12 protein-coding genes are annotated in these 13,192 nt (G+C 70.4%); 6 read left to right on the forward strand and 6 right to left on the reverse strand.

Going from position 1 to position 13,192, the window contains the following annotated elements:
* Positions 1–100 precede the first annotated feature (100 nt).
* Positions 101–1,462: a CynX/NimT family MFS transporter gene (locus tag ACGF3I_RS12280; protein ID WP_393131241.1), complete on the forward strand. Its 1,362-nt coding sequence runs from the start codon at positions 101–103 to the stop codon at positions 1,460–1,462.
* Between the two features lie 280 nt (positions 1,463–1,742).
* Complete coding sequence (locus ACGF3I_RS12285) at positions 1,743–2,552, forward strand: hypothetical protein (RefSeq protein WP_393130881.1); 810 nt, start codon at positions 1,743–1,745, stop codon at positions 2,550–2,552.
* An 84-nt stretch (positions 2,553–2,636) separates the two neighbouring features.
* Here the strand turns inward: ACGF3I_RS12285 and ACGF3I_RS12290 are convergent, their stop codons facing one another.
* From ACGF3I_RS12290 to ACGF3I_RS12305, 4 genes are read right to left on the reverse strand one after another with little or no spacing between them, the layout of a single operon-like run.
* A complete protein-coding gene (locus ACGF3I_RS12290; RefSeq protein ID WP_393130883.1) occupies positions 2,637–3,356 on the reverse strand; it encodes an ABC transporter permease in 720 nt (239 codons plus the stop codon).
* Positions 3,357–3,386: 30 nt separating this feature from the next.
* A complete protein-coding gene (locus ACGF3I_RS12295; RefSeq protein ID WP_393130886.1) occupies positions 3,387–4,298 on the reverse strand; it encodes an ABC transporter ATP-binding protein in 912 nt (303 codons plus the stop codon).
* Positions 4,295–5,182, reverse strand: coding sequence for an ABC transporter permease (locus ACGF3I_RS12300; protein ID WP_393130889.1), 888 nt, complete (start codon positions 5,180–5,182; stop codon positions 4,295–4,297). The genes ACGF3I_RS12295 and ACGF3I_RS12300 overlap by 4 nt, the downstream gene beginning before the upstream one ends.
* Positions 5,172–6,191 carry an ABC transporter ATP-binding protein gene (locus ACGF3I_RS12305; RefSeq protein ID WP_393131243.1) on the reverse strand — a complete coding sequence of 340 codons (1,020 nt, stop codon included), beginning with the start codon at positions 6,189–6,191 and terminating at the stop codon, positions 5,172–5,174. The genes ACGF3I_RS12300 and ACGF3I_RS12305 overlap by 11 nt, the downstream gene beginning before the upstream one ends.
* A gap of 256 nt (positions 6,192–6,447) precedes the next feature.
* Between ACGF3I_RS12305 and ACGF3I_RS12310 the strand changes: the two genes are divergently transcribed.
* From ACGF3I_RS12310 to ACGF3I_RS12325, 4 genes are read left to right on the forward strand one after another with little or no spacing between them, the layout of a single operon-like run.
* Positions 6,448–7,296, forward strand: coding sequence for a M24 family metallopeptidase (locus tag ACGF3I_RS12310; RefSeq protein WP_393130892.1), 849 nt, complete (start codon positions 6,448–6,450; stop codon positions 7,294–7,296).
* Positions 7,297–7,307: 11 nt separating this feature from the next.
* On the forward strand, positions 7,308–9,068 hold the full coding sequence (locus tag ACGF3I_RS12315; RefSeq protein WP_393131245.1) for an SDR family oxidoreductase: 1,761 nt from the start codon (positions 7,308–7,310) through the stop codon (positions 9,066–9,068).
* A complete protein-coding gene (locus tag ACGF3I_RS12320) occupies positions 9,065–9,997 on the forward strand; it encodes a metal-dependent hydrolase (RefSeq protein WP_393130895.1) in 933 nt (310 codons plus the stop codon). The genes ACGF3I_RS12315 and ACGF3I_RS12320 overlap by 4 nt, the downstream gene beginning before the upstream one ends.
* Before the next feature lie 50 nt (positions 9,998–10,047).
* Positions 10,048–11,007, forward strand: coding sequence for a MerR family transcriptional regulator (locus tag ACGF3I_RS12325; protein ID WP_393131247.1), 960 nt, complete (start codon positions 10,048–10,050; stop codon positions 11,005–11,007).
* 166 nt (positions 11,008–11,173) lie between these two features.
* Here the strand turns inward: ACGF3I_RS12325 and ACGF3I_RS12330 are convergent, their stop codons facing one another.
* Both ACGF3I_RS12330 and ACGF3I_RS12335 read right to left on the reverse strand, forming a co-directional pair.
* Positions 11,174–12,544 (reverse strand): carotenoid oxygenase family protein, encoded by a 1,371-nt coding sequence (locus ACGF3I_RS12330; protein ID WP_393130898.1) that lies wholly within the window; start codon positions 12,542–12,544, stop codon positions 11,174–11,176.
* Between the two features lie 2 nt (positions 12,545–12,546).
* Positions 12,547–13,104, reverse strand: a complete 558-nt coding sequence (locus ACGF3I_RS12335) for a hypothetical protein (protein WP_393130900.1) — start codon at positions 13,102–13,104, stop codon at positions 12,547–12,549.
* Positions 13,105–13,192: the final 88 nt, after the last annotated feature.

Genomic DNA, 13,192 nt, shown 5'->3' on the forward strand with positions numbered 1-13,192 from the left:
CGCCCTCGGAGAACAACCCCCGGACACCCCGTTCGGAAGACCCCTCACCACCCCCGGAAAGGCGCTCGTCTTGTCACGCCCCGATGTTGATCAATTGCTGTTGCCGGATGCCGAGGCCGACGTACGGCCGTCGCCGGAGGGCCTCGCCGCACGGCGGGCGCTGCTCGCCCATCCGGTGGTGCTCCTGATCGGCATCATCCTGGCGTCGGTCAACATGCGGGCCGCGCTGGCCAGCGTGTCCCCGCTGGTGGGCGACATCAGCACGACGTTCGGCCTGTCCTCGACGGCGAGCAGCCTGGTGACTTCCGTTCCCGTGCTCTTCCTCGGCCTCGGCGCGCTGGTGGCCCCCTGGCTCGCCCGGCGCTTCGGGAGCGAGCCGGTGCTGCTCTTCGCGCTGCTGCTCCTGGCCGCCGGCATCCTGGTGCGCGTGGCCCCGTCCACGGTCGCGCTGTACGGCGGCGGCGTGCTGGTCGGCACCGCGATAGCCCTGCTCAACGTGCTGATGCCCGGCCTGATCAAGCGGGACTTCCCGGACCGGGCCGCGTCCATGACGTCCGTGTACACCGGCTCGATGATCGCGGGAGCGACCCTGGTGGCGGCGTCCTCGGTGCCCCTGGAGAAGGCGTTCGGCGACAGCTGGCAGGGCTCGCTCGCGGTCTGGTCACTGCTCGCGGTCCTGGCCGCGGTGGCCTGGCTGCCGCAGGTGCTGATCGCGCGCGGGCGTACGGGGCACGAGGTGCGGGTCGGAGGCCCCGGGCGAGCGGGTTCCGGGCGCGGCGCTTCTGCGGCCCCGGCCGGCGCCGTCGCCCGTTCCGCTGCCGATGCCGCTTCCACTTCCGCCTCCGCCTCCGCCTCCGCCTCCGCCTCCGCCTCCGCCTCCGCCTCCGCCGAGAGGAGTGTGTGGCGGTCAGCGCTGGCGTGGCAGGTCACCCTCTTCATGGGGCTCCAGTCGCTCTGGTCGTACGTCCTGATCGCCTGGATGCCGACGATCTTCACGGACCACGGGATGAGCCGCTCCACGGCGGGCGTGATCTTCGCGTTCAACAACCTAATCCAGGTGGCGGGCGCGTTCGCGGTGCCGCTCCTGGCGGGCCGGATGCGCAGCCAGCGCCCGCTGATCGTGCTGGTCACGTCGCTGGTGGCGGCCGGTTACGCGGGTCTGATGGTGGCCCCGGTGAGCGGCGCCTGGCTGTGGGCGGGGATCCTCGGCATCGGCCAGGGCGGCGCGGTGGGCCTGGCCCTCACGATGATCGTGCTGCGCTCGGGCGACGCCCGCACGGCGGCCCGCCTCTCGGGCATGGCTCAGACGGTCGGCTACCTGCTGGCCGCCGTCGGCCCGCTCGCGGCGGGCGCGGTGCACCAGGCGACGGGCGGCTGGACGGTACCGATCGCCCTGGTCCTCGGCGTGTGCGCGGCGGCCCTGGCCGTGGGGCTCTTCGCGGCCCGCGACCGGACGGTGTAGGGGGCGGGACGGGGCGAGGTCGGGTTGAGCCGAAACGTTTGTTCCCAACAGACGTTCCCCGGACGCGTGACTTGTACGAAAGTCCGCTCGTTGTCCACCGTGCGTGGAGGCAATTGGAGTGAGTGGCGTCGTACCTTTCGTGAATTTGGGGATTGCCGGTCGCGGTACAAGAACCGGTCATTGAGTCAGTGGCGTAGATGAGCGGACCTCCACCCCTGCAGCCCGGGGTCAGGGCATCCAGATCATCAGCAACCAACGACCATGAACGGAAGGCCCGACCATGCCGTCCGAAGTCGCCCTACTCGAATCGCGCACCCTGCGCGCCGACCACCTGGGACGTGTCGACGTCCTGGAGAAGGTCAAAGCATTGCAGCTGCTACCCGATGGTCTGCATGTGACCACGGAAGGCGTCGCCCAGTACTTCGCTGTCCACAAGGATGCTGTCCACAGCATCGTCCGGCGGCACCGCGAGGAGCTCATCACCAACGGAATGACCACCCTCAACGGCGATGACCTGCGCGTCGATGGCGTGGTCAAGTTGACCACGCCACCCTGCGCCACCCCGGAAAGTTATCCACAGGGGCGCTCGCACCTCCGCCTCTTCACCCGCCGAACCGTCCTCAACATAGCCATGCTCCTTCGCGACAGCGAAGTAGCGCGCTGCGTCCGGACGTACCTCCTCGACACCGAGGAGTCCGCCCGCCCCCGCACCGTCATCACCAGCGACCCCCGCTACGACGGGCTCGACCACCGGGTCACCGATCTGGAGAGTTCCATGGCCCGGATCGGCCCCGCCCTCCAGGAGCTCGGTCCGGTGCTGAGCCGGATGTCGACGCGGCTGGACTCCCTGGACCGGCGGATGTCCTCCATGGACCAGCGGATGGCCGCGATGGACCAGCGGATGGGGACGATGGACCGCCGGCTCGAAGGCGTCGAGGTCCGCCTCGACGGACTGGACCGCCGGCTCGACGCCACCAACCGCGTGGTCGGCGCGATGAGCGTCCGCCTCACGGACGTATCCGAGGACGTCGTCGACCTCAAGCGTCGGCTCCCGCACCCCCCGCACCCGCGCCGTAAGCGCCGCAGGTAAGGAACCCCGGGCGCACGAAAGGCGGGGCCCGGCGACCGCACCGCGGTTGCCGGGCCCCGCCCCCGTCCGGGAAGGACACCCCCGTCACTCCTCCCCGGCCAGCTTCAGGGTGCGCAGCTTCTGGCCCGCGTACCAGGTGGCCAGCGCGGTCACGCCCACCAGCAGGACGACCGCGAGCGGCAGGCCGACGTCCGAGGAGATCACGTCGTTCTGGCCGATGCGCTGGGCCAGGGCGAGCGACCACTGCTGCACGCTCAGCGTGCGCGCCCCCGGCACCAGGCTGCCGAACAGCGACTCCCAGACCAGCGCGTACACCAGCCCGAAGACGACCGCGTGCCGGGTGACGGTGCCGAGCAGCAGGAAGACCGCGGCGTAGGCGATGGAGGCGACGAGGGCCGCCACGGTGTAGGCGATGGCGATCTGCTGGCCGTTGCCATTGAGGACGAACCCTGCGATCAGCGTCGGGATGGCGGAGAACGCCATGGTGACGGCGATGGCGACGATCAGCTTGGTGAAGATGATCGTCGACCGCTTCACGGGCTTGGCCAGCAGATAGACGATCGAGCCGTCGTCGATCTCGGGGCCGATCGCGCCGGTGCCGGCGATGACGCCGATCAGCGGCACCATCGTGGCGAGCGCGAAACTGCCGAGCAGGTCGGCGGTGACCTGGTCGTCGGCTCCGCTGAAGGAACGGACGGCCACCGAGATCACGATCAGCAGGGCCGGCAGGACGAAGAGGATGGCGGCCCGGCGGCGGCCGAGCAGAGCCCGGTAGGTGAGCCGGGCGACGGTCGGGTTGTACATGGGAACGTCACCGCTCCTTTCTGGAGGCGCTCAGGCCGCTACGAGGTAGGAGAAGACGGATTCGAGGGACTCGTCGGAGGGCGAGACCGTCAGCAGACGGATGTCGTTCGCCCGGGCCACCTGCGGCAGCAGCGTGGTGAACCGGCCGAAGTCGACGGCCTGGACGCGCAGGGCGCCCTCCTTGAGGTCCACCTCGATCCCGGCGGTGGAGGGGTCGGCGATCAGTGCCGCGGCCAGCGCCCGGTCGTCGCTGGAGCGGATCAGATAGCGGTGCGGTCGGTCCGTCATGAGGCGGCGGATCTTGCGGAAGTCACCGCTGGCCGCGTGCCGTCCGGCGACGATGACCTCGATGTGGGAGGCCAGCTGCTCGACCTCTTCGAGGATGTGGGAGGAGAACAGCACCGTGCGGCCCTCGGCCCCCATCCGCCGCAGCAGGTCCATCAACTGCATGCGCTGGCGCGGGTCCATCCCGTTGAACGGTTCGTCGAGCAGCAGCACCGACGGCTCGTGCACCAGGGCGGACGCCATCTTGACGCGCTGACGCATGCCCTTGCTGTACGTCTGGATCTTGCGGTCCTGGGCGTACTCCATCTCGACGGTGGCCAGCGCCCGGCCGGCCTCGCGGGCACCGAGGCCGTGCAACTCCGCGTTGGCGACCACGAATTCACGCCCCGTCAGGAAGTCGTACATGGCCTCCCGTTCGGGGACGATGCCGACCTTCCGGTAGACGGATTCGTTGCGCCAGATCTGCTCCCCGTCGAGCGTGACCGTGCCCCTGGAGGGGGCGAGGAAGCCGCCCATCATGTTGATGAGCGTGGACTTCCCGGCGCCGTTGGGGCCGAGCAGCCCGGTCACGCCGGGGCCGATCGTCATGGTGACGTCGTTGACCGCCACCACGTTGCCGAACCAGCGCGAGGTGTGGTCGATGTCGATGGTGGTCACAGCCCGACCTTCCGGTAGCGGCGCATCAGGACGGCGTACGAGCCGTAGATCAGCGCGAGGACGACGAGCAGGTAGACCACCCCGGTGCCGGATCCCGGGCCGCTGCCACCGGGGAACTGGGAACTCGCTCCGAGGAACGCGGTCTGTACGCCGTCGATGAGCGTGATGGGGGAGAACAGGCCCAGCCACTGGACCGCTCCGGGCGAGCCCTGGTTGAAGGCGATGGCCTGCACCGCGGACACGGCGCCGTAGGAGACCGTCAGGACGGCGATGACGGCGGCCACTCCGAAGCCCCGGCGCGGCGTCAGAGCGGCGATGACCAGGCCGAGGCCGGCGAAGAGGAGGGAGAGCAGCGCCACCGAGACCAGCCCCTGGGCGAACCCCTTGGTCTGGTCCGCGAAGTCGAGTTTGGCGAGCAGGGAGCCGATGTACAGGATCACCAGGGGTGCGCCGGTGATGATGAACAGGGCCGATGCCATGGCCGCGAACTTGGCCAGGACGTAGTCGACGTGCTCGATCGGCCGCGAGAAATACAGCGGCACCGTCTTGAACCGCAGGTCGCGCGAGACGGTCTGGGGTGCCTGGGCCGCGATGAACAGGCCGATGACGGCCTGCAGCAGGATCGCGTACCGCGTGTACGCCACCGGCAGGTCGTTGGCCTTCGTGGCGACGGCGACCGCGACCATGATGGCCGCCGGGACGCACATCACCGCGAACAGCAGCATCGGCAGCACCTTGGACTTGGCGCTGCGGCCGAGCCCGTACGCACCGCGCAGCGACTGCGAGAACAGCGAGCGGCGGGCATAGGCCCGGCCGAGCCGCGGCCCGTCGTAGTTGCGGTAGCCGATGTTGTGGATCTGGGTCTGGGCGCTGTCAGTTGCCATCGCGGCCGTCTCCCTTCTGCTCGGCGCCGGCCGCGGTGGCTGCCCACGCGGCGGCGCGCTCGGAGACCGGCTCGGGCGCCGGGGTCTGGAACACCTCGGCGATGTGGTGGCGGCGCTGTTCCATGCGTACGAGGCCGAGGCCCAGGTGGGCCACGGTGTCGCGGACCGTGTCGTAGACGTGGTCCCCGGTGGCCTCGACCAGGAGGATGTGACCGGCGCCCGGCAGCCCGTCCTCGACCCCGGCGTGCAGGGTGAGCCCCGCCGCGACGAGCGCCGCGCGTACCGCCTCCGTGCCGTCGGGGTGGCTGTCGGAGTCGGTGACCTCGACCGCCAGGGTGGCGGTGGTCTGCGTGAAGTCGCTGGTGGAGCTGGAGCGCAGCAGCCGGCCGCCGTCGACGACCACGACGTGGTCGCAGGTGCGCTCCAGCTCGCCCAGCAGGTGCGAGGTGACCAGGACCGAGATGCCGAAGTCGGTGTGGATGCGGCGGATCAGGCCGAGCATCTCGTCGCGGCCCACCGGGTCGAGCCCGTTGGTCGGCTCGTCCAGGAGGACGAGCCGGGGGTCGTGGACGAGCGCCTGGGCGAGCTTGACCCGCTGCTTCATGCCGGTCGAGTAGCCGCCGATGGGCCGGTAGCGCTCCTCGTAGAGCCCCACGTGGCGCAGGGTGTCGGCGGTGCGCTCGCGGGCGGCGGTGGCCGGCAGGCCCGACATGCGCGCCATGTGCACGACGAACTCGGTGGCCGAGACGTCGGGCGGCAGGCAGTCGTGCTCCGGCATGTAGCCCACCCGCTCGCGGATGGCGCTGCCGCTGGTCGCCACGTCGAGGCCGAGCACGGTGGCGGTGCCCTCCGTGGCGGGCGAGAGACCAAGAAGGATCTTGATCAACGTGGACTTGCCGGCTCCGTTGGCGCCCACGAGCCCGGTCACGCCGGGGCCGATGTCCAACGAGAGCCGGTCAAGCGCGGTCACCCGGGGGAACCGCTTGCTCAGGCTTTCGGTCGCGATCACAGTCACGTCATCGACGGTAGTGGCGCAGGACACACGAATCGTCAGACCAGACGGCTGGATCGATGTCCGACTCCAGAGGTACGGCCCCGTAGGGGAACCCGTACGTGAGGTGGATGGGCCACGCTCCCGGGCGGCGAGGTTGTCCACAGGACGGCCGTTGTCCACAGGGTGATGCGGGGCCCTTGACGCAGCCGCCGGGCATTGTCACATTCATCAGTGTCAAGTTACGCACGCGTACGGCGACAGGGGTGGATGGATGCCATCGGCAGTGAAGGCCGGGCTCGACGCGCGGCTGCGCGGGTTCAGGGAAGTGCAGAGCCTCGCCTACGCGTGTGCGGAGGCGGTGGCCGCCCAGCTCAAGCCGGGGGTGACCGAGCGGGAGGCCGCGCGGATGCAGCGGGACTGGCTGCGCGAGCACGGCGTGCGGGACTGGTTCCACCTGCCGTTCGCCTGGTTCGGGGACCGTACGGCGTTCACGAACTTCCGTGTCCCGCTGCAGTTCTTCCCCACCGGCCGGCGCCTGGAGGCGGGGATGCCCTTCATCCTCGACATGGCTCCCGTCCACAAGGGTTTCACCGCCGACATCGGCTACTCGGGCTGTCTCGGCCTCAACCCGGTGCACGACCGGCTGCTCGCGGATCTGGAGGCGCACCGCGCGCTGATCCTGCGCGAGGTGCGCGAAAAACGCCCGCTGCGCGAGATCTACGAGGACGTGGACCGGCTCATGGTCCGCCAGGGGTACGCCAACCGGCACCGCGCCTATCCCTTCGGCGTGATCGCCCACAAGATCGACGAGGTGCGGGAGCGGCGCTGGTCGCCGACCGTCTTCGGATTCGGCACCCAGGCCCTCAAGGGCCTGGCGAGCGACGCACTGCACGGCCACCGGGACGGCTGGTCGCCGCTCTGGTCGCCCTACAAGTTTTCCGACCACCCGCCCCGGCCGGGGCTGTGGGCGGTCGAGCCGCACCTCGGATTCCGGGGTACGGGCGCGAAGTTCGAGGAGATCCTGGTCGTCACCGACTCCCGGGACCCCGAGCAGAGCGCGTTCTGGCTGGACGACGACCTGCCGCACGTGCGGCGCTGGGCGGAGGAGAAGGCGGCGTGAGCGTGACGAGCGTGACCATCGAGGGAGCCCGCGAACGCCGGGTGCGCACCGGAGGCGTGGAGCTGTGCGTGGCCGAGCTGGGCGACGCGTCCCGGCCCACCGTGATCCTGGTGCACGGCTATCCGGACAGCAAGGAGGTGTGGTCCGAGGTCGCCGCGCGACTGGCCGACCGCTTCCATGTGGTCCTGTACGACGTCCGCGGCCACGGCCGCTCCACGGCTCCCGTCCCGCTGCGCGGCGGCTTCACCCTGGAGAAACTGACGGACGACTTCCTCGCGGTCGCGGACGCGGTGAGTCCCGACCGCCCGGTGCACCTGGTCGGCCACGACTGGGGGTCGGTGCAGGGCTGGGAGTTCGCGACGGCCGAGCGCACCGAGGGCCGCATAGCCTCCTTCACCTCGATGTCCGGCCCCTCCCTCGACCACTTCGGGCACTGGATCAAGAGCCGGATGAGCCGCCCCACCCCGCGCAAGGTGGGCCAGCTCCTCGGCCAGGGCGCCAAGTCCTGGTACGTGTACATGCTGCACACGCCGGTCCTGCCCGAGCTCGCCTGGCGGGGCCCGCTCGGCAAACGCTGGCCCGGCATGCTCCAGCGCCTGGAGGACGTGCCGTCCGACGGCTACCCCACCTCCTCCCTCGCACAGGACGCCGCGCACGGCGCCTGGCTCTACCGCGACAACGTCCGCGCCCGGCTGCGCCGCCCCCGCGCCGACGCCTACGCGCACGCACCCGTCCAGCTGATCACGCCGCTCGACGACGTGTTCCTCTCCCCGAAGCTGTATGCCGACCTCGAGCACTGGGCGCCCCGGCTGATCCGCCGCACCCTGCGGGCCAAGCACTGGGTGCCGCGCACCAGGCCCGACCAACTCGCCACCTGGATCAGCGAGTTCGTCCGCGCCAACGAGGACGGCACCCCGCCCAAGGACACCGTCGCCACCGGCCCGTACGCCGACCGGTTCGGCGGCCAGCTGGTCCTGGTGACCGGCGCGGCCAGTGGCATCGGGCGGGCCACCGCCTTCGCCTTCGCCGAGGCCGGCGCGCGCATCGTCGCCGTGGACCGCGACGCCGAGGGAGCGACCAGGACCGCGGAGATGTCCCGGCTGATCGGCGCCCCCGAGGCCTGGGGCGAGGTGGTCGACGTCAGCGACGAGCAGGCGATGGAGAAGCTCGCCGAGAAGGTCGCCACCGAGTACGGCGTCGTCGACGTCCTGGTCAACAACGCGGGAATCGGCCTCTCCGGCTCCTTCTTCGACACCACGGCCGAGGACTGGAAGAAGGTCCTCGACGTCAACCTGTGGGGCGTCATCCACGGCTGCCGCGTCTTCGGCAAGCAGATGGCCGACCGCGGCCAGGGCGGCCACATCGTCAACACCGCGTCCGCCGCCGCCTACCAGCCCTCCCGCGCGCTGCCCGCGTACAGCACCTCGAAGGCCGCGGTGCTGATGCTCAGCGAGTGTCTGCGGGCCGAGCTGGCGGGCAAGGGCATCGGGGTCTCGGCGATCTGCCCGGGCCTGGTCAACACCAACATCACCTCCACCACGCACTTCGCCGGGGCGGACGCCCAGGAGGAGAAGCGCCTCCAGAAGAGGACGTCGCGCCTGTACGGCCTGCGCAACTTCCCCCCGGAGAAGGTGGCTTCGGCGGTCCTGCGCGCCGTGGTGAAGAACCAGGCCGTGGTGCCGGTGACTCCCGAGGCCCGCGGCGCCCACCTCATGTCCCGCTTCACACCGAGGGCGCTGCGCGCGATCGCCCGTCTGGAGCCTCCGCTGTGAGCACCGAGCGCCGCGACGGCCTTCCGGGCGAGGAGCACTACCGGATATCCCCGCGCCGCGTCTTGTTCGACTGGCGCGAGACGCCGCTGCACTGGATACCGGGCGAGCCCACCGCCACCCATGTCATCAATGTGCTGCACCTGCTGCTCCCGGCGGGCGAACGCTGGTTCGTCAAGGTGTTCAAGGAGGCCCTGCCGCTGGTCGAGGACCCGGTGCTGCTCAAGGACGTCAAGGGCTTCATGGGTCAGGAGGCCACCCACAGCGTCCAACATGCCTACGTCCTGGACCACTTGGCGCACCAGCGGCTCGACACCGAGTCCTACACCCGGCACGTCGACTTCCTCTTCGAAAAGCTCCTCGGCGAAACGCCCCCGCTCGGAGCGCCGGTCCCGGCCCGGGAGTGGCTGCGCTTCCGGCTGTCCTTGATCGCCGCGATCGAGCAGTTCACCGCCGTGCTCGGCAACTGGGTGCTGCACGCGGAGGCCCTCGACCGGGCCGGCTCGGATGCGGTCATGCTCGACTTGCTGCGCTGGCACGGCGCGGAGGAGGTCGAACACCGGGCGGTCGCCTTCGACATGTACCAGCACTGTGGCGGCCATGGCCTGCCCCGGTACGCCCGACGGGTCGAGGGCATGGTGGTGGTCGCTCCGGTGCTGCTGTGGCTGTGGGCGTGGGGCGCCTCCTATCTGATCCGCCACGATCCACGGTTGGCGGGCCGTCTGCGCTACTCGCTGCGCGAGCACAACCGCGCGGTACGGCGCGGACTACTGCCCTCCTGGAAGGACCTGGGCTCGGCCATACCCCGCTACTTCCGCCGGTCGTACCATCCCTCGCAGGAGGGCTCCCTGCGCAAGGCCGTCGACTATCTGGCGACCTCGCCGGCGGCCCGCGCGGCGGCGGGCGCGGTGGGCCGCGCCGCACTGGGGTAGAGGGAGTGGTTTTGTCCGGGCAGTCAGCGGTCCAGCAGGCAGCGCCACCGGTGCCGGCTTCGGCTTCGGCTTCGGCTTCGGCTTCGGCTTCGGCTTCGGCTTCGGCCGAGTATCGGATCGAGGACCTGGCGCACGCCAGCGGCGCCACGGTCCGCACCATCCGCGCCTACCAGGACCGCGGCCTGCTGCCCCGCCCCGAACGCCGCGGCCGCTCCAACGTGTACGGCGACACCCACCTGGCCCGCCTGCACCAGATCGCCGACCTCCTGGACCGGGGCTACACCCTGGCCTCCATCAAGGAACTCCTGGAGGCCTGGGACGCCGGCCGGGGCCTGGGCGGAGTGCTCGGCCTGGTCGCCGAGGTCAACGGGCCCTGGACGGACGAGGAGGCCGCCAGGATCTCCCGCGCCGACCTCGACGCGACCTTCGGAGGCATCCCCGACGACGACGCCGTCGCCGAGGCGGTGGACCTCGGCATCCTGGAACGCATCCCGGACAACGACACCGAGTTCCTCGTCCCCAGTCCCCAAGAGCTGGCCGTAGCAGCGGAGTTGCACGCAGCCGGCGTCCCGCTGCACGCCATCTCCGGGCACCTGCGCGAACTGCGCGGTCAGGTCGAACACATCGCGGCCCGCTTCCTCGACTTCACCACGGAACATGTCTTCGCCCGCTATCTCGACCACCACCCCCCGACCGACACCGAAGCCGCCGAAGCAGCCGACCTCGTACGCCGTCTGCGCCCACTGGCCCAGCAGACGGTGGACGCCGAACTGGCCCGCGCCATGCGCCTGTTCGCCACCCGTCACCTCCAGCAGCACCTCGGCGCCCCGGCAGCCCTCCCCAGCGCCCCCGACCCGGGCCCGGTGCCGCTTCCGGCTCCCACAGTTCGCGCCGTCCGCGACCTGGTGGGCCCCGACAACGTCGCCGCGTTCATCGCCGCGGCCACCGAACGCGAGCTGCAGGCACGCACGCTGGACGCCCTGACGCACTCAACTCGCGACAGCCCGTAGCCAGCTAAGCGGGCATGTCACCCATCTCTGGGTGAAGTTGACGAATTGCCCATATCGGCACGCTACTTGTCCACAGCGCTGTCAAATAGCCTGTGGATAACTCGACTTCGCTGTGGAACAAACCCAACTACGCGTATCCATAGGGTGATTGAGGTCACGCACACGCCTACTGATCGGCCAGCCAGTTTCCGTGGAAGCCGAACGGAACACGCTGGGGGAGATGGATCGTCGCGACCGGCGGAGCCGAGAGGTCGTCCGCGTCCAGGATGACCAGATCGCTGGCGTCCTTCGCCGCGTCGTAGACATAGCTGAGCAGCCACCCCGGCCCGCCCGGCCGGTCGTCCGCCGGAGCGAAGGCCGCCTCGGCCGGGACTCGGCCCGCCCCGAACTCGTGCCGCTCCGCGTGCCCCGTCCGCAGGTCGTACCGGACCAGCGCCCCCGGTATCGGCCCCGATGACGGTGTCGGGGCCACCGTGACGTGCCCGAACCGGGCGTCGAGCCCTGCCAGCCGATCATCGATGCGGGGGAACTCGCACACCTGGTCGTCGAGCTGTTCCTCCCGCACGGTGCCGGCGGACAGGTCGAGCGTCCACTTCCACAGGGTGGGCCGCTTCGCGCCGAGGTGCTCGTACCGCACCACGTGGAGCACGATCCGCCCCCCGCGCCCGTCCCCCTCACCCGGCTCGTCGTACGCGTTCAGGGCGTGGAAGACGTAGCAGGGATCGATGGTCAGCCAGCGCACCTCGCCGTAGGGGTCGTCCCTGCGCAGCACGCCGAGCCGTGCCCCGTACTCCTCGTCCCAGCGGTAGGGGAGGCCGCCGCCGGGCCGCGTGGCGGTCTCCAGGTCGAAAACGGCCGGGAGGTCCATGAACACGACGTGGGCGGCGGTGAGGTGGAAGTCGTGCATCATCGTGGCCGCCCCCACCTCCACCGGACGGCTCACCACCAACTCGCCCTTGGCATCGGCCCGGTGGTAGGTGAGGAACGGCTCGTCAAGCACCCCGTATCCGAAGAAGTGGAGCTCACCGGTGGTCGGGCAGGTCTTGGGGTGGGCGGTCATGGCGGTGGTGAGGCGGCCGTCGAAGTCGTAGGACCCCAGCGTCTCCAGCTCCCTCCCCGGCCGGCAGTCCAGTTCGTAGGGGAAGGACGACTCCACCAGCGCCAGGGTGCGACCCGCGTGCCGGACCACGTGGGTGTTGGCCGCCCCCGCGGTCAGATCCGTCCTCCCCTGCCGGTCGTGGACCCGTGCGCCGTCGGTGAGGGTCGAGGTGCGCACCCAGCGGTTGCGGTAGGAGCGGGCCCTGCCTCCTTCCAGCCGGACGCCGTGCACCATGCCGTCCCCGAAGAACCAGTGGGCGGAGGCCGCGTCCTGCGGGTTGGGACCGTTGCGCAGGTACCAGCCGGTCAGCTCGGGCGGTATCGCGCCGGTCACCGCCAGTTCGTGCGTGGTCAGCTCTTCGGTGACGGGGGCGTAGTTGCCCGCGAGGTGTGCGGCCGGGGGCGTGGCCGCCCCGGAGGCACCAGGCGTGACGGTCATGATCAGGCTCCCTTCTGGACGGCGGCGCGACGGGCGCGCTCGGGGTACTGAGCGGTGAAGACGGCCGGCAGGGCGAAACCCGCGACCTGCACGGCTATCGAGGCGGTGCTGCTCAGCGACTCGGCGTCGATGACGGCGAGGGCCGCGGCAGTGAGGGTGAAGGCGAGCGCCCACACGGAGGTCAGGACGACGTTGATCCGCAGGAAGACCGGGTTGGTCCACACCTCGCGCGGCGCCTGCCGCTTGGCGATCCCGGTGGTGAAGGGCCTGCGCACGGCCAGCGTGGCCCAGGCGGTCAGGCCGAGCCAGCCAGTGGCCAGAGCGCCGCCGTACTCGCGGAGCCCGCTTTCGGGAGCGGCGAAGGCTATGACGCTCAGCACCGCGAAGAAGGCGATGGTGGACTGTTCCAGAATCAGGGAGTCGGCGCTCGTCCCGCGTTTGCGGTCCATCGCGAAGAGGTAGCCACCCATCACCAGGGCGGCGAGAGCGCCCCACTGCCAGTGCGCGCTGCCGACGGCGGCGAAGACGATCCACGGGATGAAACCGCGCAGGTAGTTCATGAGTCCCCCTACTGTCCGAGCGAGAGCTTCCACCCGGTGCCACATTCCAACTTCGACATGTCGAATGTAGAGGTTCTGCCTTTGACGT

Source organism: Streptomyces sp. NPDC048111, assembly GCF_043202815.1.
Taxonomy (GTDB): domain Bacteria; phylum Actinomycetota; class Actinomycetes; order Streptomycetales; family Streptomycetaceae; genus Streptomyces.